This window comes from Streptomyces bugieae, assembly GCF_036352915.1.
Classification (GTDB): domain Bacteria; phylum Actinomycetota; class Actinomycetes; order Streptomycetales; family Streptomycetaceae; genus Streptomyces; species Streptomyces endophytica.
This window is the reverse complement of record NZ_JAZBJP010000003.1, coordinates 48976-69534: the sequence shown is the minus strand read 5'-3', so window position 1 is coordinate 69534 and position 20559 is coordinate 48976. Positions and strand designations below refer to the sequence as shown.

Genomic DNA, 20559 nt, shown 5'->3' with positions numbered 1-20559 from the left:
GCGCCCCTCGGCCGGGTCGCCGCCCCGGTCCGGGCGGGGCACTCTGGAAGCGTAATCGCGTGCCATGAGCCGAGCTGTGAGGTGCCTGATGAGCACTCTCGAAGAACACATAGACATCAGCGTTCCCCTTGATACGGCATGGGAATGCCTGCATCGCGCGGAGACCTATCCGCAGTTCCTGGAAGGGGTGCGCGCGGCGCGGTCGGAGGGGGAGCGGACCCGCCTGGACGTCGAGGCGGGCGGCCACACCCGGGAGTTCGAGGTGCGGATCACCGACCGGGGCGGGGAGAACGTGATGACGTGGCGGACCACGAGCGGACCCACCCTGGGAGGCGCCTTCTCGCTGCAGTCCCTCGACGACGGCCACACCCGTCTGCAGGCCCGGTTCGAGTACGAGCCGGGGACCATCACCGAGACCTTCGGCGGGCCCAAGGGCTTCGCCCAGGCCGCCGTCATCGAGCGGGGCCTGCGCAGCGATCTGCAGCAGTTCAAGCAGCTGGTGGAGCACGGCGGGTGAGCCGCGCCGGTGCTTCCTGACGCGGAGGGGGCGGTTTCCTGACGCGGAGGGACGGTTTCCTGACGGGAGACGGCGATGCCGGACGCAGTGGTGATCGGTGCCGGGCCCAACGGGCTGGTCGCGGCGAACCTGCTGGCCGACGCCGGGTGGACGGTCGAGGTGCTGGAGGAGCAGGAGGAGCCGGGCGGCGCGGTCCGCAGTGACCGCGGCGTGCACGCCGATTACGTCAGCGACCTGTGCAGCTCGTTCTACCCGCTGGCCGCCGCCTCCCCGGTCCTCGCACGCCTGGACCTGTTCGAGCAGGGGCTGGTGTGGAGCCACGCGCCCCGGGTGCTGGCCCACCCGCTGACGGACGGCCGCTGCGCGGTGCTGGACCGCTCGCCCGGGGACACGGCGGCCGCACTGGAGACGTTCGGCGCCGGTGACGGGGTCGCCTGGCAGGGGCTGTGCGGCATCTGGGACCGGATCGGCCCGGACCTGCTCCGGGCCCTGTTCACCCCGTTCCCCCCGGTCCGGGCGACGGCCCGGCTGGCCGCCCGGCTCCGCGCGGCGGGCGGACTGCGGCTGGCCCGGCAGCTGCTGCTGCCCGTACGGCGCCTGGGCGACGAGGAGTTCCACGGCGAGGCCGGGCGGCTGCTGCTGGCGGGCAACGCGCTGCACGCCGACCTCGGCCCGGAGACGGCGGGCAGTGGTGGGTTCGGCTGGCTGATGTCGATGCTGGCGCAGGCCTACGGCTTCCCGGTGCCGGCCGGCGGGGCGCAGCAGCTGACCTGGGCGCTGGTCCGGCGGCTGCAGCGGCGCGGCGGGGTGCTGCGCTGCGGGGAGCGGGTGGTCGGGATCGTGGTCCGGGCCGGACGCGCGGTGGCGGTGCGCACCGCGATCGGCGAGACCGTGCCGGCGCGCCGGGCGGTGCTGGCCGATGTGTCCGTCCCGGCGCTCTACGGCCGGCTGATCGACCCGCGTGAGCTGCCCGGCCGTCTGCTGGCGGATCTGCGGCGCTTCCAGTGGGACTTCGCCACGTTCAAGGTGGACTGGGCGCTGGGCGGTCCGGTGCCGTGGGCGGCCGAGGCCGCCGCCACCGCGGGCACCGTGCACCTCGCCGACGGGATGGACGAACTCACCCGGTTCGCCGCCCAGATCGCCATGGGGCAGGTCCCGGACCGGCCGTTCGCGCTGTTCGGGCAGATGACCACCGCGGACCCCACCCGCTCGCCGCCGGGCACCGAGTCGGCCTGGGCCTACACCCACGTACCGCACCGGGTCCGCGGGGACGCGGCGGAGCGGGGAACGATCACCGGCGCCTGGGACCCCGGGGAGCAGGAGACGATGGCGGACCGGGTGGAGGCGCAGGTCGAGCGGTTCGCCCCCGGTTTCCGGGGACGGATCAAGGCCCGGCGCATCCTCGCCCCGCCCACCCTGGAGGCCATGGACGCCAACCTGCACGGCGGCGCGATCAACGGCGGCACCACCGCCGTCCACCAGCAGCTGTTCTTCCGGCCGCTGCCGGGCCTGGGACGTCCGGAAACCCCCGTCGAGGGGCTCTACCTGGCCTCGGCCGGCGCGCATCCGGGCGGCGGGGTGCACGGCGCACCGGGGGCCAACGCGGCCCGGGCGGCCCTGCGCCGCGCACCGGGCAGCCTGCTCGCCCGCAGCCGGCGCGCCCTGGGCCGGGGCGCCCCGCTCCACGCCGGCACCTGGCCGTGACACCCGCCCGTGCCCGGCCCGCCGGACGCCGTCCGTCACGACGTGGTGGACGACGCGGTACGCCCCGTGCGGTGCGCCGCCCTATGCCGCCCGGTGGTCGCCGTCCCGTCCCGGCACGACCAGGACGGGCGCGGCCGCCCGGTGCAGCACCTCGCCGCTCACCGAACCGAGCATCAGCCGGCGCAGACCCCCGCGGCCGTGGGTGCCGACGACCAGCAGGGCCGCGTCACGGGACGCCTCGGTCAGCATCGCCGCCGGGCGGACGCGTTCGACGCGGGCGTGCACCGTGACGTCGGGGAAGCGGTCGAGGCGCTTGGCGGCCTCCGTGCGGAGGATCTCCAGCGCGGCCGCGTCGAGCGCCTCGTAGTCCGGCGCGACCAGACTGGGGCCGGTCGGCACCTCGCCGGGATGGAAGGTGGCGTGCAGCAGCTGCAGGCTCGCCCCGCGCGCCGCCGCCTCCTCGTACGCCACGTCCAGGGCCTGCGCCCCGATGTCGCCGAGGTCCACCCCGACCACCACCCGGTTGTCCGGGTCCGCGGGGGTCTCCCCGGGCCGTACGACGATGACCGGGCAGTCGGCGTGGGTGGCCACCTGCTGGCTGACCGACCCCAGCGACAGCCGCGGGAAGCCGCCGCTGCCGCGGTGGCCGAGCACGAGGAAGGCGGCCTCGGCGGAGCGCTCCAGCAGGACCGGCGCGGGCCGGCCGGGGACCGTCTCCGTGGTCACCGTGATGCCGGGGAACTCCGAGCGGGCGAGCTCGGCGAGCCGTTCGGTGACGGGTGCGTCCGGTGTCGGCGGCCCGTGCCCGTCCTCGTCCGCGGTGGTACCGGTGGGGTCGTCCGGGTGGCCGGTGACGTGCAGCAGATGCAGCGGGGTGTGGTGCAGCCCGGCCTGCCGCGCGGCGTGCCGGACCACCGTCCGTTGGTCGCTTCCTTCGTCAACTCCGGCCAGGACCGGGCGGATCGGTGAGACACCGGACATCGGGTCACTCCTGTTCGGGTCGGGCATGCCGGGGCCGGGCGGTCCCGGGGGAAGGGCGGCTACCCCGCGGCGGAGCGGTCAAGCGGGCCCGCCCGGTCCGATCGAGTCCGGGGCCAGCAGCATGAGCGCCACGTCGTCCTGCCGGTCCGCGCCGGAGTACCGGTTCTCCAGCAGGACGTCCGCGAGGGCGTCGGGCTGCCGGGGCGGTGCCGCGCTCAGCCGGCCGGCCAGCTCGGCGACCGCACGGTCCAGGTCGACGCCCGGCTGCTCCACCAGCCCGTCGGTGTAGAGCGCCAGCACGGAGTCCGGCGGCAGCTCGATCTCGGTGGCCTCGTACCGGGCGTCGGGGTCGATGCCCAGCAGCAGCCCGTGCGGCACGTCCAGCACCTCGGTGTGCCGGTCGGGATGACGGAGCAGCGGCGGCGGGTGGCCGGCACTGGCCAGACAGGCCCGGCCGGAGCGCAGGTTGATGTGGACGTACAGGCAGCTGGTGAACAGGTCGGGGTCCAGGTCGGTCAGCAGCCGGTTCGTCCGGGCCAGTACCTCGGCCGGGGAGGCGCCCGCCGTCGCGTGGGCGTGCACGGCGGTACGGGCCTGCCCCATCAGGGCGGCCGCCGCAGCGTTGTGGCCCTGCACGTCACCGATGACCGCGGCCACGCTGTCCTCGTCGAGACGGATCAGGTCGTAGAAGTCGCCGCCGATGTCCATGCCGCGGGTCGACGGCAGATAGCGGGCGGCGACCGCGAGGCCGGGCACCGGCGGCAGACCGTGCGGCAGCAGCCCGGCCTGCAGGTCGTGGGCCAGCTGCTGTTTGGCGTCGTACAACCGGGCCCGGTCCAGCGCCTGGGCGATCAGCCCGGCCAGCGAGGTGAGGACCTGGCGCTCCTCCATGCTGAAGGTGCGGGGGCGGGTGTACGAGAGGATGCAGCAGCCGACCGGGCGGCCGGAGACGATCAGCGGCAGCACGGCCCGGGCCGCCTTGCCGGTCAGCTGCGGCAGCCCCGGGTACTCGACTTCCATCTGCTCGGGGGTGGTGTAGAAGCTGGGCTCCCCGGTGGACAGGGCGTGCACGGCCGGGCTCTTCGCGGCGCCCAGCGCGAGACCCTCGAAGGCGGCGACGGCCTCGGCGGGGTAACCACGGTGGCCGATGGTCCGCAGCCGGCCGCCTTCCGTCGCGTACATGAGCATGCCCTGGGCGCCGAAGGCCGGCACGATCTGGTCGGCGACGAGGTCGACGACGTCCTGGACGCCCACCGCCTCGGTGAGCGCGGCCGCCAGGTGCAGCACGTGGTAGATCTGCCCGGCCCGGGGCGGCACCGCCTCTCCCGGGGCGGGCACCGGCAGCGGGCCGTACTCCTTGCCGGCCGGGACCTCCGAGGGCGCGATCCACACGCTCAGGCCGCGGCCGTCCGGGAACAGCTGGAAGGTGAGCCACCGGTCGGGCGGACGGAGGGCGACGAAGGACATCGGCTGACGGCTGATCACCGCGGCGCGGTAGCGGTCCTCGAACACCGGGTCGCGCAGCCAGGGCAGCGCCTCCCAGGGACGCGCCCCGATGAGCCGGTCCGGCTCCGCGCCCAGCAGTTCCGCCGCGCCGGTCGTGACCAGGGTGATGGAGCCGTCCAGGTCGAGCGCGCACGCGCCGCCGGGCAGGCGTTCGGCGAAATCGACCGCCGCCCGCGCCTCCTCGGGGCCGACGGTCCGGGCCGGCGGCGGGGTCAGCACCCGCGGCTCGACCGGCCGCGGCGGGTGCCCGTCGGACCCTCGGGGGTGCCGCGCCAGCACCGCCGCGAGCTGCCGGCAGCCGTGCTCGACGCGCTCCCGCTCGTCCTCCGACAGGTGCGGCGGATGCCCGGCCGGCCACAGCAGCAGCAGCGCGCCCCGTGCCCCGTCCGCGTCCCGGTCGCCGATCGGCGCCGCGGCCAGCGCGAAGTCGTACGGCACGGCCACCGCGGTACGGGGGAAGTCACGGACCAGCTGCTGATGGCTGCCCGCCCACACCAGGTGCCGGCGGCGGACGGCGACCGCGACCGGGATGGGGGCGGCCAGCGCCACCCGGCTCCACGGCTCCAGGAACGGCGCGGGCACCCCGCTCATGACGGTCAGCTGCAGCACCGGCTCGTCGTCCGCGAGCACGTACACACCGCCCGCGGACGCCCCGGCGGCCAGCATCACCCGGAGCAGTGCCCGGTCCAGCGGGTCGGTCCCGGTCCCGCCGCTCATCTCGCACCTTCACACCGCTGTCGTCGTGGCATGTACGACCCACTCCGGCCCGCCGTCGGTCCGGAACAGTGCCGACGTTACGCCGACGGCCGGGCCGCGGCATGCGAGCGGCCGCTGGGTGGCCGACGGGGCCGGGGAGCCGCGGAGAGCCTGCCCCGAGAGCTCTCCCGAGAGAGGGTGCAAATCGCCGTATATCATGTAATGGCGCCTCTTGAACCTGGCGCGGGCAGCATGTCGCCTCCGCATTCGGAGAGGAAACATGGCCGCAGACGAAGAGGACGAGGAAACTCCGGACCGGCGCCCGACCCGAAAGAAGACGGCCGGGAAGAGCAGAGACGCCGATGCCGGCGACCGGACGAGCGACCGGGGTACGGAGCGCGCCGCCCGCCGCGTTTCCGCGCCGCGGGCCATGCGCTACGCGGCCGAGCAGCTCCAGGAGCTCCTGGGCCGGGCCCCCGAATCCGTCTCCGCGGTCCAACCGACCGAGGACGGCTGGATGGCCGACGTAGAAGTCCTGGAACTCGAACGCGTCCCCACAACGAGCAGCGTGATGGCGAGCTACCGCGTGACGCTCGACGAAGAGGGCGAGCTGATGTCCTACGAGCGCACCCGCCGCTACACCAAAGGGCAGGTCGGCCAGGGCTAGGCCGGGTGGCGCCGACATCACCGTTCGCCAAGTGAACAAACACGGCCGCTCCAGTGCGCTCTGGAGTGCGCCGGTGAAAGGAAGGCACCGTGAGTGTAGTGCCGCAAGGAGGAGGGGCCGTAGCGACGGGTGGCGGACAGGCCACCGGCAACCTCTACGACGTCGTGGAACTGCTCCTGGACCGTGGTCTGGTCATCGACGTGTTCGTACGCGTCTCGCTGGTGGGCCTGGAGATCCTCAAGGTCGACGCCCGCATCGTCGTCGCCAGCGTGGACACCTACCTGCGCTTCGCCGAAGCCTGCAACCGCCTCGACCTGGAGTCCGGGCGCAAGGCCCCCTCCAAGCTGACGGACGTCGTCGGCGAGGTCACCGAGGGCGGCGCGCGCGGCAAGACCAAGGGAGCCCTGAGCGGCGTCGCGGAGTCCGTGGCGGACGCCCTCAAGGCAAGCACCCAGGAGACCGAGGAACGGCACAAGGAGCCCGCGAGCAAACGCGAGCGACCGGTGAGGCACCGAAAGGACTGAGCCATGCCCGTCTACGTCTACTCGATCGTCTCCCGCAGTCATCCGCAGAACCTGGACGGTCTGCACGGAGTGGGTGACCCACCGTCAGAATTGCGCACGGTGGTCGGCGAGAAGCTGTCCGCGGTGGTCAGTGACGCTCCCGAAGGGCTGCGGCCCAAGCGCCGCGACCTCGCCGCCCATCAGGCCGTGCAGGAACGGCTGATGGCCGACGGCACGGCCCTGCCGCTGCAGTTCGGCTTCACGGCCGACGACGAGGACGCGGTACGGACCGTGCTGGAGGAACGCGCGGAGGAATTCGCCGAGCGGCTGCAGACCCTGGAGGGCTGCGTCGAGTACCACCTCAAGGCCGCCCAGAGCGAGGAGGCGATGCTGCGCGAGATCCTCACCGAATCGGACCAGGCGCGCCGGATGAACGAGGAGGTCAGAAGCGGCCGGGGCGGCCCGGACCTGCCGCTCGCACTCGGCGAACTGGTCGCGAAGGAGGTCGAGACGCGCAAGGACCGGCTGAACGCCGCGGTCGCCGAGGCGCTGGGTGGGATCGCCCGCGAGGAGACCGGCTACAAGGCGGCCGGGGACGACTTCCTGAGCGTGTCCTTCCTCGTCGACCGGGACCAGGAGGCCCGGCTGCGCGCCGCGGTGCAGAAGATCGCCGACGAACTGGGCGAGGACTTCGACCTGCGGCTGCGCGGTCCGCTCCCCGTCTACAGCTTCGTCTGATCCGTCCGGCCCGGCCGGTCGTCCGCTCTTTCCGGCGTCCGGTTCCGCGGCCTCGTCCAAGGAGTTCCCATGAATCTGCTGGGAGAGATCGCCGCCCTCCCGGTCGCCCCGGTGCGCGGTGTCCTCTGGGTCCTGCAGCGGGTGGTCGAGGCCGCCGAGAACGAGTACTACGACCCCGCCCCCGTGGAGCAGGAACTCGCCGCGCTGGAACGGCAGTTGCTGGCCGGTGAGATCGACGAGGAGACCTTCGACCGGCGGGAGGACGAACTGCTGGACCGACTGGAAGAGATCCGGGCCCACCTTCGGGGTACCGGTGGCTGACCGGGGCCGGAGCAACGCCCGGGCCCCGGGGAAGCGAGGTGCAGGGCCGTGAGCGAACCCGTCGCCAGGAGGCTGGGTGACCAACCCTCCAGGGCCGCCCCGCCCGGCCAGGGCGGCACGTCCGCGAACCTCGCCGACATCCTGGAACGGGTCCTGGACAAGGGCCTCGTCATCGCCGGTGACATCCAGATCAACCTCCTCGACATCGAACTCCTCACCATCAAGCTCCGTCTGCTGATCGCGTCGGTCGACAAGGCGAAGGAGATGGGCATCGACTGGTGGGAGCACGACCCCACACTGTCCTCCCGGGCCTCCGACGGCTACCGCTCGCTCGCCGAGGAGAACCGGCGGCTGCGGGCCGAACTCGCCGCGGCGCGCGGCCGGCCCGGGGTCGACGAGCTGCCGCCGGGCGACTCGGCGGTGGAGCCCGGAAAGATCGATGCGGCAGAGGAAGCCGAGAAGGCCGAGGCGAACGAGCAGGCCGCGGTGACCAAGCAGGCCGGGCAGGCCAAGCGGGCCAAGGCGGCCGAACCGGCCAAGGCGGCCGAACCGGCCGAGGTGGCCCAGGCGGCCGAGGCGGCCGAACCGTCCGAGGTGGCCCAGCCGGCCGAGCCGGCCAAGGTGGCCGAGCCCGACAAGGCGGCCGAGGCGGCCGGGCCCGGCAAGGCGGCCGAGCAGAAGGACCGCCCGGCCGCCCGCAGCCGGCGCAGCGTGAGCGGCAACCCGGGCACGTCGGGCCGGGCCCGCGCCTCCGGCACCGCACGCAAGCGGGCCGAACCGCGCTCCCGGGGCAAGAAGCGGGACGAGCCATGACCGAGCTCATCAGCTATGCCTACGCGGTCGCGCGGGACGCCGACGGATCGCTGGAAGCGGAGCTGTCCGGGCTCCCGGGCGTGGCCGACGCACCGGTCCGCCTGGTACGCACCGGCGACGACGCCGATGTGGTCGTCGCCGTCAGCGCGGTGCCCGCGGCGGACTTCGACGAGCGGGCACTCCGCGCCCACCTGGAGGACCTGGACTGGCTGGAGGCCGTCGCCCGCGCCCACCACCGGGTGATCGAGGCGCTGGCCGCCCGCAGCACCGTGCTGCCGCTGCGCCTGGCCACCGTCTACGTCGACGACGAGAGCGTCCGGCTGATGCTGGCGGACCGCCGGCGGGCGTTCGCCGACCGGCTCACCGAGCTGGCCGCACAGACCGAGTGGGGGGTCAAGATCTACGTCGACGCCGCGGCCGCCGAGACCCCCGAGGAGCCGCCCGCCGAGGACGTGAGTCCCGGGCGGGCCTACCTCAGCCGGCGCAGGGCACAGCGCCACGCCCGCCAGGACGCCTACCGGCACGCCGAGGAGGCGGCCCGGCGGGTCGAGGACACCGCCCGCACCTACGCCGTCGACCAGGTCAGGCACCGGGCGCAACAGGGCGAACTGGCCCAGGGCCCGGGGGAGAACGTCGTCAACGACGCCTATCTCGTGCCGCAGCAGGACGCCGATGACTTCCGCGCCGACGTCCTCCGGGCCGGCGAGGGCTTCCCCGGCGTCCGCGTGGAGGTCACCGGGCCCTGGGCGCCCTACTCCTTCGCCGTCCCCGCCGAGGCCGATCCCGTGCGGAGAGCCGCGCCGTGAGGCCCGTGGGCGGGCCGCCGGCCAGGGCGGACGAGCCGCTGCCGAACCAGCAGATCGCGCTGATCGACCTGCTGGACCGGCTGCTCAGCGGCGGTGTGGTGCTCACCGGCGACGTGGTGCTCTCCATCGCCGACATCGACCTCGTCCGCATCACGCTGCGTGCGCTGGTCGTCTCCATCAGCGCCGCGAACCCCTCCCCGTGGCCCTCGCGCGAGGAACTGGCGCAGCGCGACGAGTTGACGTACCGGGAGGACCTGACGCTCCCGGAGGGCGGACCATGACGGAGGACGCCCGGTGGCCGGCCGGCGCCCGCTTCGACGAGGTCGCCGACGCGGCGGCGCGCGCCTTCCGCCTGCTGCCCGCGGCACCGGAGGACGACCTCCTGCGCACGCCGGGCGGTCCGTCGCCCCGGCCCGCACACCGGATCGCCACCGATCCCGACACGGTGGAACGCGACCTCATGAAGCTCGTCCTCACCCTCGTCGAGCTGCTGCGGCAACTCATGGAGCGCCAGGCCCTGCACCGGGTCGACGCCGGGGACCTCTCCGAGGAGCAGGAGGAGCGGCTGGGCGAGACGCTGATGATCCTGCACAGCCGGATGGTGGACCTCTGCGCCCGGTACGACCTGTCACTGGAAGACCTCAATCTGGACCTCGGACCCCTCGGGACCCTGCTGCCACCGTCCTGACCGGCGCCGTCCCGAACCGGCGGCCCGGACCGGGCCGCACCCCAAGGAGCACGACAAGGACCACAGGAGCACGACAAGGACCACGACAGGAGCGCGAGATGGACATCAAGAAGAAGACCCGGGAGCTCGGCGGCACCGCCGCCGGAAAGGCCAGGGAAGCGATCGGCAGGACCAAGGAAGCGACCGGCAGGGCCCGCGGTGACACGGAGCTCGAACACAGGGGCAGGGCCGAGAAGGCCATGGGGAAGGTCAAGCAGGCCGTGGAGAAGGGCCGGCACACCCTGAAGCATTGAGCCCGCCGCCCGGCCACCGGCCCACACCGGTCCCCGCCGCCCGTGTCTCCGTGCGGGCGGCGGGGACCGGTGGCACAAGATCCCGGCCTCGGCCGGGGGTCAGCCGGCCTCGGGCAGCCGTACCCGGACGGTGCCGTCGGACTCCACGCTCACCTGGAACGCGGGCTGCGGCGCGGTGGCCGGCCCCCGTACGTTGGCGCCGTCCGCCAGCCGGAAGACGCTGCCGTGCCAGGGGCACTGCACACAGCCGTCCGCGACCTTCCCCTCCGACAGCGGTCCCGCCATGTGGCTGCACCGGTCGGCCAGGACATGGATGTGGCCGCCCGGCTGCCGCACCACCACGAGGGGCACCTCGCCCAGCTCGCGGCGCACCGCCTCGCCGACCGGGAAGTCCGTCACCCGGCCCACGGTGTGCCAGCCCGCCGCCACCAGGTGCGGCACCGGCTGGGCCTTGTTGGGGCCCGCGGCCTGCCGGTAGGCGAGGTGGCCGCCCAGCAGCCCGCCGGTACCGGCCGCGCACAGTCCCGCGAGCCCGAGCGCCTTGCCCAGCGCCGTACGGCCGCGGCCGCGCTGCACCCAGGAGTTCGCGTACAGGCCGATGGCCGCGGCGATCGACCCGGCGTGCACCAGCCCGGTGCGCATCTGGTCCTCGTGCTGCTCGGCCCAGTCCACCCAGCCGGCCAGCGCGGCCGGTACGGCGGACAGCACGCCCACGCCCACCAGCACCCGGGCGCCGCGCCGGGTGCCGGGCACCAGGTCCAGCACCGCGGCGGACATCCACGAGCCCAGCGGGAGCTGTACCAGCGCCGGGTGCAGCGGATGGCCGATCGGCAGCCCGTGCAGCACATCGCGCCAGCGCCCCAGCGGCAGCCCGCGGACCGCCCGCTGGAGCGGGCCGATCACCCGGTCCAGCTGCTCCAGGCGGCCCAGCTCGTCGAGGGAGCGCAGGAACGTGGCCTCGGTGCGGGCCGCGGCGCCATTCAGTGTGCCGGTGTCGCCACCGGAACCGGTGGCGGTCTGCAGGACGCCCGTACCCGGGGCGAGGACGGCGAATTTCGTGTACCGCGCGGAGAGCCGCATCAGCCTCACTCCTCTTCGGTCTCTTCCTCGTCCTCTTCGGCGGGCTCTTCCTCGTCCTCCTCGTCCGCTTCCTCTTCCTCGTCCGCGGACTCCTCGCCTTCCTCCTCCTCTTCGCCCTCTTCCTCCTCTTCTCCTTCTTCGCCCTCTTCCTCGCCTTCCTCTTCTTCGCCTTCCTCGGCCGCTTCGCTCTCCTCTTCCTCGACGGCCTCCTCATGGGTGCGTACGACCTCGCCGTCGCGGATCTCGCCGCGCCAGCCCTCGGGTTCCTCGGTGGTGAGGGTCACGTAGCGCTGGAAGTGCTTGAAGTCCAGCCGCAGCCGTCGTCCCTGCGCCCGCCAGATGTTTCCGGTCTTCTCGAAAAATCCCGAGGCGTAATACTCGACGACCAGCACGATGCGGGTCAGATTGGGCGCCAGCTCGTGGAAACTGACCGCGCCCCGCGTCGAGCCCTTGGCCCCCTCCGACGTCCAGACGATCCGGTCGTCCGGTATCTGTTCCTGGACGGTCGCCTTCCAGCCCCGGGTCGACGGCCCGACCTTGGCCTTCCAGTCGCTGGTCGTCTCGTCGTGCGGCGACACATTCCGCACGCCTTTGGTGAAGCGGCTGAATTTGTCGTACTGCGTCCAGTGGTCATAGGCGGCACGCACCGGCACACCGACGTCGAGGACCTCGATGATGTTGGTGACCTTCTTGTCGCCCGAGGAGCGTTTCTTTCCGCCTCCGAAGGCCTCCTTGGCCTTTCCGATCACCTTGTCCTTGATGCTCCCCGCCGTTCCGGACAGCACCGCCTTGAGGGGGGAATCACCGCTCAGCAGGCCCGCGCCGATCTTGCCCAGGGACCCGCCGTGCTCGGCGACATCGGTGAGCTGGTCCGTCACGTCCGCCAGCTTGTCGCCGGCCCGTTCGGCGAGGTTTCCCACCAACGCCGTCATGAGGTTGCCGAACTCGTCACGCAGTTGGTCCATCCCCGAGTCCGGGGCCTGTTCCGACTTCGCCATGACCGGTCACCTCCCGCCTCTGCCACGCGACGTGGTCTTCTTGGCGGCGGTCTTCTTCGCCGGAGCCTTCTTGGCCTTCTTGGCCGCCTTCTTTCCCGCCGGGGCCTTCTTGGCGGTGGCCTTCTTTGCCGGGGCTTTCTTGGCGGCTTTCTTTGCCGGGGCCTTCTTGGCGGTGGCTTTCTTCGCCGGGGCCCGTGCCGCTCGGCCCCCGCCGCCGCGGCGGGGCCGCTCCTCGGCCTCTTCCTCCTCCGGCTCTTCTTCTTCCTCCTCCGGCTCTTCCTCCTCCTCGTACTCCCCTTCTTCTTCCTCTTCCTCTTCCTCGTCTTCCTCCGGCTCTTCCTCGTACTCCTCTTCTTCTTCCTCTTCTTCCTCTTCCTCGTCCCCCTGCGGGCCGAGTTCGAGGCGGCTGGTCCGGTCGCGGAGCGTATCGGCGAGCGAGACCAGTTGCCGGTTGGCGGCGGTCGCCAGGGCCTTGCGGCCGGCGTCCATCACCTCACCGCGCAGCTGGTCGCCCAGCTCCGCGACCTGGGGTATCTCCCCGAGCTTGCGGACGCTGTCGGACACCAGCTGACGGGGGTCGAGACCGGATTGGCGCCCGGCGAGATAGGACGCCGCCGTGAGGGCGAGCCGGCCCTTCTTGGTACGGCCCAGCACATAGCCGCCGGCCACCGCGGCGGCGAGCATGATCTTCGTTCCTTGGTTCATGGACGTGTCACCTTTTCCTGGGCAGCCGACCGATTGGCGCCATATCTCCAGAGTGATCCCTGTGGTGACCTGCGCATCTCGGGCGCCCATCGCGGATGCGGGGGCGCAGCTGCGCCCGCGGGCATGCCGAGGGAGCGGGTTCGCCCGCCGTGAGGGGCGGCCCGTTCTACGGGTTACCGGTGGTCCGGAAGAAAAACACGCGAGGCGGTCAAAGTGGCGTCGATACGGTCAAAAAGCGGTCAAAGGACCGCAGGGTGTCCGTCCGGCCGCCGACCGGCACGTATGCGGACGGAAGGCGACGGTCCTAGGCTCGAAATATGCCGGGATCACGCCGTGCCCCGCCTCGTGCGGGAGCAGACCGTGTGGGAGTCGGGGGAGCGCGGCGTGCCCGCCGGTGGGCGGCCGCGGCCCGGCTGCCGGCCGTGGCGGCGGTGGTGGCCCTGCTCGGCGTGCCGGCCGGCACGCCCGCCGCCCTGGCGGGAACTCCCGCGCCGGCGGCCGTCGGTGACCCGTCCCCCGCCCCCGGGCTGGCACGCTTCTACCAGCAGCGGCTCTCCTGGGCGCGGTGCGGCCCGGACGTCCAGCAGAGCGCCCGCAGCCAGGGCGACACCGCGCCGCCGGGCTTCGCCGACCGGCTGGAGTGCGCGCGGCTGACCGTACCGCGGGACTACGGCCATCCCGACCGGACCGCGCTGCGGGTCCAGCTGGTCCGGCTGCCGGCCACCGGGCCCGGCAAACGGCTCGGCTCCCTCGTTCTCAACCCCGGCGGCCCGGGTGCTTCCGGCGTCGACTACCTGATCGGCAGCGGCAGCGCCTTCGCGCGCCCGAACCAGCGCTACGACCTGGTCAGCTTCGATCCGCGCGGCACCGGCCGCACCGAACCCGTCTCCTGCGGCAGCCGGCTCGCCCCGCCGCCCGGCAACGCCGCCGACGACACCCTCGCGGCGAAGGAGAAGCGCATCAACGAGGCGTGCGGGCGGTACTCCGGCGGGCTGCTGCCCTGGGTCGGCACCACGGAGGTCGCCCGGGACATGGACGTGCTGCGTGCCGCGGTCCACGACGGCAAGCTCAACTACCTGGGGTTCTCCTACGGCACCAAGCTCGGCGCGGTCTACGCCCATGAATTCCCGGACAAGGTCGGCCGGATGGTGCTGGACGGCGTCGAGGACCCCACCAAGAACACCTGGCAGACCGCGCTCGCCCAGGCCCGCGGCTTCCAGCGGGCACTGGACGACTTCACCGCCGACTGCGTCCGTGCCCCGGACTGCCCGCTCGGTACGGACGACGGCCGGGCGCAGGACCAACTGCTCCGCTGGTACCAGCAGTTGACCGATACGCCGCTGACGGTGCGGGGGCGTACGGTGGACGAGACCACCTATGTCTACGCGCTGCGCGAGGCCCTCTACAGCCGCAGCGACTGGCCGGCCCTGCGGCAGGCCCTGGCGCAGCTGCGGCGCGGCGACGGCGCGGGCATCCTCCGGCTCAGCGACAGCGGCGGCAGCCGGGCACCCGAGAGCGGCAGGGCTCCCCACAGCGAGAAGGCCCGCGGCGGCACGGCCGTTGCCGTACCGCCGCGGGCCGGAATCCCGCCGCGGCGGACCGGGCAGGACGACGAACTGCCGCCGCAGGACCAGCTGGCCCTGCGCGCGATCTCCTGCCGGGACACCTCGGAGCGCTACGGCGCCGCCGACTACCCCCGGGCGGAGCGCGAACTCACCCGGGCCTCACCGCTGTTCGGGCCGGACCTCGCCCCGACCCTGCTGGACTGCTACGCCTGGCCGGCCGCGGGCGACGACTCCTCCCGCGACGTCGCGGCGCCGGACGCGCCGCCGATGCTGCTCGTCGCCACCACCAACGATCCGGCGACCCCGTATCAGGGCGCCGTCAACATGGCCCGGGCGCTGGGCAATTCCAGCGTCGTGCTGACCTTCCGCGGGGAGGGGCACGCCGCCTACGCCACCGGTGACACCTGCGTCCAGGACCACGTCGACCGCTTCCTGATGGACGGCGTGCTGCCCAAGCCGGACACCAGCTGCGGCTGAGCGGTCCGGTGGACGGCAGCCCGGTGGACTACCTCCGGTAGTAACGGTTGTCCTCGACGTCGACCACGGGAGCGCCGGGGGAGGGCGGCTGGGTGCGCCGCCGCTTGAGGATGCTCACGTACGTCGCGAGTCCGATGATGCCGACGATCATCATGATGATGCCGACGAGGTCGAGATTGATCCCGGCCATGTGCCAGTCGGTGGCGAACGTGAGGATCGCCCCCACGGCCAGCAGACCGATGCACCCGCCGATACCCATGGTGTTTTCCTCCATAACTGGTGTGACGGTCAGGTCTGTTGAGAATGCGGTTACCCGGCGGCGGGGGCCTTATGTCCGTGCCGCGGTCGACGTCCGGCGCGGGTGGGCCGGGGAGGGGCGCCGGGGGCCGGCCGGGCGCTCAGCCGGCGCGCCGGCCGCCGCGGCCCGCGGTCTTCTTCGCCGCGGCCGGCTTCTTCGCGGCGGCCTTCTTCGTGCCTGCCGTCGTGCCGGCGGTCTTCTTCGCGCCCGCCGTCTTGGCGGCCGTCTTCTTCTCGGCGCTCTTCCGGCCCGCGGTCTTCTTCGCGGCCGTGGCCGGGCCGGTCTCCTCGTCCTCGCCGCGTGACCGCTTCGCCGCCCGGACGCTGTCCTGCAGCGCCGCCATCAGGTCCATCACCCGGCCGGCCGGGGGCTCCTCGCCGGTCTCGAACTCCGGCTCGCGGTCGGCCAGCTTCGCCGCCACCAGCTCTTCGAGCGCCTCCCGGTAGTGGTCGTGCACGTCGTCCTCGGACAGTCCCCCGAAGGAGTCCATCAGCGCCTCGGCGGCCGCCACCTCATTGGCGTGCACCGGCGCCTCGCGCTCGGGCAGCACCCCCTGCAACGGGCGGATCTGGTGCGGCCAGAGGAGTTGCTGCATCACGAGGACGTCGCCCATCGGCCGGATCATCGCCAGCGTCTCCCGGCCGTGCAGGGCGATCTTCCCCAGGCCGACCCGCTGGTGCCGTTCCATCGCGTCGCGCAGCAGGACGTACGGCTTGGCCGCGGCCGGGCCGTCGATGCCCAGGTAGTAGCCCTTGCCCAGCTGGAGCGGGTCGATGTCACCGCCGGCGACGAAGGCGAGGATGGTCAGCGTCCTGGCGGTCGGCAGCGGGAGGGCCTCCAGGTCCTCGTCGCTGAGCGGGACGACCGTGTCGCCGTCGCCGGGCCGGTAGCCGCGGCCGATCTCGTCGGGGGAGACCTCGGCGCCCTCCAGGGAGCACACCGGCTGGTTGCGCACCCGCCCGCCGTCCTTGGTGTGGATGCGGACGAAGCTGACCGACGCGGAACTCTCCGTGGCGTTGTACGCGGCGACCGGGATCGTGACCAGGCCGAAGCTGATGGCGAACTTCGCCGTGGGACGCATGGGGGCCGCCTTCATCGGTGCGTTCGGCTCCATGCTAAGTGGGCCGGGCGAACCGTACATCCCGGGTCATACCGGGCATGGCTCGATCGGGTCGGGCGGCGGCCGCGGGGGCCGCCGGATCCCGGCGGCCCCTGGGTCGGGTCAGGTCATGTCACGGAGTGTCGGTGGTTATGGTCACCCGCACAGAGCGCCCAGATGATGAAGATGTCGATGGCGACCAGCGTCAGGGCCCAGAACGGGTAGTACGGGATCCACAGGAAGTTCGCGAGCGCGCCGAGACCGGCGAGGACGACACCGAGGACGCGTGCCCACGTCGCCCCGCTGGCGATCAGGGCGACGCCCGCGGCCAGGATCACGATGCCCAGGATGAGGTGGATCCATCCCCAGCCCGCGAGGCTGAACGAGAACACGTAGTTCCGCGTCGTCAGAATGACGGTGTCCTTCGCGATGGCGGAGATGCCCTCCAGGAGGGTCATCGCGCCACCGAAGATCATCAGGACGCCCGCGAAGGCCGTCCATCCCCCGACAATGGTGGGTTTCTGCCTGGCCATGGCTCACTCCTCACATGAGAGACCCGGCCGGCCGCCGGCACGATCCCGGCGGGGGTCATGTGGTCATGACCTGTTTCCACGTTTCCACAGGGATCGGCCGGCCGCATGCCAGGGGTGAGGAGCCCGCATTGAGGGGGGATCAGCGCCGGCCGGCCCCGGGGCGCGGCGCCGTGGCCGCTCCCGCGGTGCCCGGCGCGGGCAGCGGATCGGGCGCCGGGCCCGGCTCCGGCCCGGGCGTGGGCGGTGCCGGATGCGGCGGGATCGGATCCGGCTCGGGGGCCGGTGCCGGGGGTGGAACCGGATCCGGTCCGGGGGCGGGGACCGGGCCGGGGCGCGGACCTGGGGTGGGTCCGGGTGGTCCGGGCCCCGGTCCCGGCGTCGGTGGTACGGGGTCGCGCGCTGCGCGCCCCCACTGGCGGCATGGTGCGTCCGGTACGAGACCCGGCACGAGACCTCCTTCGCTTCGGCCCCGCGGGCGGTTGACGCCCCGTGAGGCCCCTTGGGCACACCACCCTTGTTGCCGCTTTCGTGCCCGGCATGCGGCGTGGCGGGCGGCCACCACCCGGACGCCGGAGCGTACGGCGGCCCGCAGCGGGTACCCCCGCCCGCATGGAGGCCACCGACAGGGACACGGACACCGGCGGGAAGCAGACCGGCCGGGGCGGCGCCACCGGGAAGGCCGCCGGCAGGGCCCGCGGGGGCGGTACGAAGACCGTGCGGGCGGGCGGCCGGACCGTGGAGGTGCACCGCCCGGACAAGGTGCTGTTCCCGGACGACGGGCTGACCAAGGCCGATGTCGTCGACTACTACCGCCGGGTGGCCGCGGCCATGGTCCCGCACCTGCGGGACCGCCCACTGATGCTGGAACGGCTCCCGGAAGGGCTGGACGGGCCGCACTTCATGCAGAAGGAGACCCCGGACCACTACCCCGACTGGATCCGCCGCGAGGAGGTCGCCAAGGAGGGCGGCACCGTCACCCACCCCGTCTGCGACGACAAGGCCACCCTGCTCTACCTCGCCGACCAGGCCTGTCTCACGCTGCACCGCTGGCTGTCCCGGGCCGGCCGGCCCGACCACCCGGACCGGCTGGTGTTCGACCTCGACCCGCCGGGCTCCGGCTTCGAGCCCGTACGGGAGGCCGCGCGGCAACTCGTCGGGCTGCTGGACGAACTCGGGCTGCCGACCATGCTGATGACCACCGGTTCGCGCGGGCTGCACGTCATCGTCCCGCTGGACGGCCGCGGCGACTTCGACACCGTGCGCGGCTTCGCCCAGGACGTGGCGGAGGTGCTGGCCGGGCGCCATCCGGACCGGCTCACCACGGCCGTGCGCAAGAAGGCCCGCGGCGACCGGCTCTACCTGGACGTCCAGCGCAACGCCTACGCACAGACGGCCGTCGCCCCCTGGTCGCTACGGGCCAGGCCCGGCGCCCCGGTCGCCGTGCCGATCCGCCACGAGCAGCTCGACGACCCCGAACTGACCGCACGCAGCTGGTCGTTGAAGGACGTGGCGGGGGTCGTGGAGCAGGCCCGGGCCCGGCCGTGGTCGGCGGTGCCGGCCCGCGGGCGGTCGCTGCGCGCGGCCCGCAAGCGGCTCGACGCCCTGCGCTGAGGGGCCGCCGGCCCGGTCAGTTGGCCGGCGGCCCGCTGTCCGGAGCGTTCGGTTCGCCGGGCCGTCCCTCGACGTTTCGTCGCGGCCCGTGCCGTTCGCGGTCGGCGAGCACCGCCTCGTCGAGCAACTCGCGCTCCCGGCGGGCCCGTTCCCGGTCCCCGGCCGAGGCCTCCGTGACGTCCAGGAAGATCTGGTCGGCGACCGGCCAGCGCCGCCGGATCTCCGTCTTCACCCGGACCAGCACCTCCTCGACCTCCTCGCTGTCCAGCCCGCCGACGAGGTCGATCCGGGCCGCGATCAGCGTCGACCGGGTGCCCAGCCGCATGGTCAGCAGCGTCGTCACCGCGTCGATCTCCGGCTGCCGGTCCAGGAACCGCGCGATCGCCTGGCGCAGCGCCGGGTCGGCGGCCTCACCGATGATCCGGCCGCGGGACTCCTTGGCGAGCTGGTAGGCGACGTACATCAGCAGCGCCCCGATGACCAGCGACGCCCAGCCCTCCCACGCCACCTCGCCGGTGAGCAGGTGCAGCCCCACCCCGGCCATCGCGACCACCACGCCGAAGCAGGCGGTGGCGTCCTCGGCCAGCACCGTCCGCAACGCCGGGTCGTCGCCCGCACGGATGGCGCCCAGCATGGTCCGGCAGCTCTGCCGCGCCTGGCCGCGGACCTGCGCCAGCGCGCGCAGCAGCGACGAGCCCTCGGCGAGCAGCGCGACCAGCAGGACGACCAGCCCGACCGTGTAGCCCGTACGGCTCTCCGAACCGCCCGAGCGCAGCGCCTCGACGCCCTGGAAGAACGAGAAGCAGCCGCCCATGACGAAGATCCCCACCGCGGCGAGCAGAGACCAGAAGTACCGCTCCTTGCCGTAGCCGAACGGGTGCCGGGAGTCCGGCGCGCGGGTGCTGCGCTTGAGGGAGGCGAGCAGGAAGAGCTCGTTGAGGCTGTCGGCGACCGAGTGCGCCGCCTCGGAGAGCAGCGCGGGCGAGCCGGCGAGCAGCCCGCCGACCACCTTGGCCACGGCGATCACCAGGTTCGCGCCGAGCGCCACGAACACGGTGACCGCGGTCCTGGCGTCCGCCCCGTCCTGCGACCCGTCGTGCGTCTGGTCCTGCGTCTCGTCCTGAGTCCCGTTCGACACCGCGTGCCTCCGGTGGTCGGTCGGCCGGCCGACGCGAAGCGTAACCGCCCGCGGCCCGGCGCGCACCCGGGCCGACCGGTTGGTTCCGGTAGGGCGGAGGGGCAGCCTGGAAGGGGCGGAGCCCCGCGACCCGACGACCGAGGAGCCGGCCATGGGCGGACCATCCGACCGGGCCGTTGCCCGCACGCTGCTGGAGCGGCACGGCACCACCTACGCCGAGGAGAGCGGCATCCGGCTGCGCAACACCCCGCAGCCGCTCTACCAGGTACTGGTGCTGGCCCATCTGCTCAGCGCCCGGATCCGCGCCTCCGTGGCGGTGGCGTCCGCCGTTGCGCTGTTCGAGGCGGGTCTGCGCACGCCGCGGCGGATGGCGGACGCGACCTGGCAGCAGCGGGTCGACGCGCTGGGGGAGGGCGGCTACCGGCGCTACGACGAGCGGACCGCCACCCAGCTCGGGGACGCCGCCCAGCTGCTGCTGAACGAGTACGGCGGGGATCTGCGGCGGATGCGGGACGCGGCGGACGGCGACGCGGGCGCGCTGCGTACCGCGCTGCGCAAGGTGCCCGGCCTCGGGCCCGCGGGCTGCGACATCTTCCTGCGCGAGGTGCAGGGCGTCTGGCCCGAACTCGCCCCCTGCGTGGACGGCAAGGCCGTCCAGGGGGCCGGGCGGCTGGGCCTCCCGGGGGACGGCCGCGAGCTGGCGCGGCTGGTGGGGAGGGACGAACTGGCGGCGTTCGCCTCGGCGCTGGTGCGGGCCGCGCTGGACAAGTCCGTGGTGGACGACGTGCGCGCGGCGGCGGACGGCTGAGGAGGCCGGGAGCC

Annotated in this window: 22 protein-coding genes and 1 pseudogene; 14 read left to right on the top strand and 9 right to left on the bottom strand. The window is 73.5% G+C overall.

The genetic code is table 11. The annotated features are described in order from the left end of the window. Positions 1-88 precede the first annotated feature (88 nt). Together V2J85_RS10480 and V2J85_RS10475 are read left to right on the top strand one after the other, a co-directional pair. Entirely contained in the window at positions 89-517 is a 429-nt protein-coding gene (locus V2J85_RS10480) for an SRPBCC family protein (protein ID WP_261952747.1), read from the top strand. 75 nt (positions 518-592) lie between these two features. Continuing rightward, complete coding sequence (locus V2J85_RS10475) at positions 593-2221, top strand: phytoene desaturase family protein (RefSeq protein WP_330821457.1); 1629 nt, start codon at positions 593-595, stop codon at positions 2219-2221. Between the two features lie 81 nt (positions 2222-2302). On the opposite strand, the gene V2J85_RS10470 is transcribed toward V2J85_RS10475, so the two are convergent. Together V2J85_RS10470 and V2J85_RS10465 are read right to left on the bottom strand one after the other, a co-directional pair. Next, a complete protein-coding gene (locus V2J85_RS10470; protein WP_261952749.1) occupies positions 2303-3202 on the bottom strand; it encodes a universal stress protein in 900 nt (299 codons plus the stop codon). A gap of 78 nt (positions 3203-3280) precedes the next feature. Next, the gene (locus V2J85_RS10465) at positions 3281-5425 is read right to left on the bottom strand and encodes a SpoIIE family protein phosphatase (RefSeq protein WP_330821456.1); all 2145 of its coding nucleotides are present in this window, start codon (positions 5423-5425) and stop codon (positions 3281-3283) included. A gap of 259 nt (positions 5426-5684) precedes the next feature. Between V2J85_RS10465 and V2J85_RS10460 the strand changes: the two genes are divergently transcribed. The 9 genes and pseudogenes from V2J85_RS10460 (at position 5685) to V2J85_RS10420 (ending at position 10233) form a co-directional block, all read left to right on the top strand. Beyond that, a complete protein-coding gene (locus V2J85_RS10460) occupies positions 5685-6071 on the top strand; it encodes a gas vesicle protein GvpO (protein WP_261952751.1) in 387 nt (128 codons plus the stop codon). Positions 6072-6160: 89 nt separating this feature from the next. Beyond that, a complete protein-coding gene (locus V2J85_RS10455; RefSeq protein WP_261952752.1) occupies positions 6161-6595 on the top strand; it encodes a gas vesicle structural protein GvpA in 435 nt (144 codons plus the stop codon). Between the two features lie 3 nt (positions 6596-6598). Continuing rightward, positions 6599-7312 carry a GvpL/GvpF family gas vesicle protein gene (locus tag V2J85_RS10450; RefSeq protein WP_261952753.1) on the top strand — a complete coding sequence of 238 codons (714 nt, stop codon included), beginning with the start codon at positions 6599-6601 and terminating at the stop codon, positions 7310-7312. Positions 7313-7381: 69 nt separating this feature from the next. Then, the gene (locus V2J85_RS10445; RefSeq protein WP_330821455.1) at positions 7382-7633 is read left to right on the top strand and encodes a gas vesicle protein GvpG; all 252 of its coding nucleotides are present in this window, start codon (positions 7382-7384) and stop codon (positions 7631-7633) included. 72 nt (positions 7634-7705) lie between these two features. Next, positions 7706-8011, top strand: a pseudogene (locus V2J85_RS10440) (gas vesicle protein); the annotation flags it as partial. Between the two features lie 431 nt (positions 8012-8442). Next, complete coding sequence (locus V2J85_RS10435) at positions 8443-9252, top strand: GvpL/GvpF family gas vesicle protein (protein WP_261952755.1); 810 nt, start codon at positions 8443-8445, stop codon at positions 9250-9252. After that, on the top strand, positions 9249-9533 hold the full coding sequence (locus tag V2J85_RS10430; RefSeq protein WP_261952756.1) for a gas vesicle protein: 285 nt from the start codon (positions 9249-9251) through the stop codon (positions 9531-9533). The genes V2J85_RS10435 and V2J85_RS10430 overlap by 4 nt, the downstream gene beginning before the upstream one ends. Further along, positions 9530-9940, top strand: a complete 411-nt coding sequence (locus tag V2J85_RS10425) for a gas vesicle protein K (RefSeq protein ID WP_261952757.1) — start codon at positions 9530-9532, stop codon at positions 9938-9940. The genes V2J85_RS10430 and V2J85_RS10425 overlap by 4 nt, the downstream gene beginning before the upstream one ends. A 98-nt stretch (positions 9941-10038) precedes the next feature. Then, a complete protein-coding gene (locus tag V2J85_RS10420; RefSeq protein WP_261952758.1) occupies positions 10039-10233 on the top strand; it encodes a CsbD family protein in 195 nt (64 codons plus the stop codon). A 99-nt stretch (positions 10234-10332) separates the two neighbouring features. Here V2J85_RS10420 and V2J85_RS10415 read toward each other — a convergent pair whose 3' ends face one another. From V2J85_RS10415 to V2J85_RS10405, 3 genes are read right to left on the bottom strand one after another with little or no spacing between them, the layout of a single operon-like run. Further along, positions 10333-11313 (bottom strand): Rieske (2Fe-2S) protein, encoded by a 981-nt coding sequence (locus tag V2J85_RS10415; RefSeq protein ID WP_330821454.1) that lies wholly within the window; start codon positions 11311-11313, stop codon positions 10333-10335. A 5-nt stretch (positions 11314-11318) separates the two neighbouring features. Next, a complete protein-coding gene (locus V2J85_RS10410) occupies positions 11319-12311 on the bottom strand; it encodes an SRPBCC family protein (RefSeq protein WP_330821453.1) in 993 nt (330 codons plus the stop codon). 6 nt (positions 12312-12317) lie between these two features. After that, positions 12318-13016 (bottom strand): histone protein, encoded by a 699-nt coding sequence (locus tag V2J85_RS10405; protein WP_330821452.1) that lies wholly within the window; start codon positions 13014-13016, stop codon positions 12318-12320. A 362-nt stretch (positions 13017-13378) separates the two neighbouring features. On the opposite strand from V2J85_RS10405, the gene V2J85_RS10400 reads away from it, so the two are divergent. After that, positions 13379-15058, top strand: a complete 1680-nt coding sequence (locus tag V2J85_RS10400; protein ID WP_330821451.1) for an alpha/beta hydrolase — start codon at positions 13379-13381, stop codon at positions 15056-15058. Between the two features lie 28 nt (positions 15059-15086). On the opposite strand, the gene V2J85_RS10395 is transcribed toward V2J85_RS10400, so the two are convergent. The 3 genes from V2J85_RS10395 to V2J85_RS10385 all read right to left on the bottom strand — a co-directional run bounded on the left by V2J85_RS10395 (position 15087) and on the right by V2J85_RS10385 (position 16988). Next, on the bottom strand, positions 15087-15317 hold the full coding sequence (locus V2J85_RS10395) for a DUF6458 family protein (RefSeq protein WP_261952763.1): 231 nt from the start codon (positions 15315-15317) through the stop codon (positions 15087-15089). A 139-nt stretch (positions 15318-15456) separates the two neighbouring features. Then, positions 15457-16437, bottom strand: coding sequence for a non-homologous end joining protein Ku (ku, locus tag V2J85_RS10390; RefSeq protein WP_330821450.1), 981 nt, complete (start codon positions 16435-16437; stop codon positions 15457-15459). A gap of 146 nt (positions 16438-16583) precedes the next feature. Further along, entirely contained in the window at positions 16584-16988 is a 405-nt protein-coding gene (locus tag V2J85_RS10385; protein WP_261952765.1) for a DUF7144 family membrane protein, read from the bottom strand. Between the two features lie 609 nt (positions 16989-17597). Here V2J85_RS10385 and ligD point away from each other — a divergent pair. After that, positions 17598-18599: a non-homologous end-joining DNA ligase gene (ligD, locus tag V2J85_RS10380; protein ID WP_330821449.1), complete on the top strand. Its 1002-nt coding sequence runs from the start codon at positions 17598-17600 to the stop codon at positions 18597-18599. 16 nt (positions 18600-18615) lie between these two features. Here the strand turns inward: ligD and V2J85_RS10375 are convergent, their stop codons facing one another. Next, the gene (locus V2J85_RS10375; protein ID WP_330821448.1) at positions 18616-19737 is read right to left on the bottom strand and encodes a cation diffusion facilitator family transporter; all 1122 of its coding nucleotides are present in this window, start codon (positions 19735-19737) and stop codon (positions 18616-18618) included. A gap of 151 nt (positions 19738-19888) precedes the next feature. On the opposite strand from V2J85_RS10375, the gene V2J85_RS10370 reads away from it, so the two are divergent. Next, the gene (locus tag V2J85_RS10370; RefSeq protein ID WP_330821447.1) at positions 19889-20545 is read left to right on the top strand and encodes an HhH-GDP family DNA glycosylase; all 657 of its coding nucleotides are present in this window, start codon (positions 19889-19891) and stop codon (positions 20543-20545) included. Positions 20546-20559: the final 14 nt, after the last annotated feature.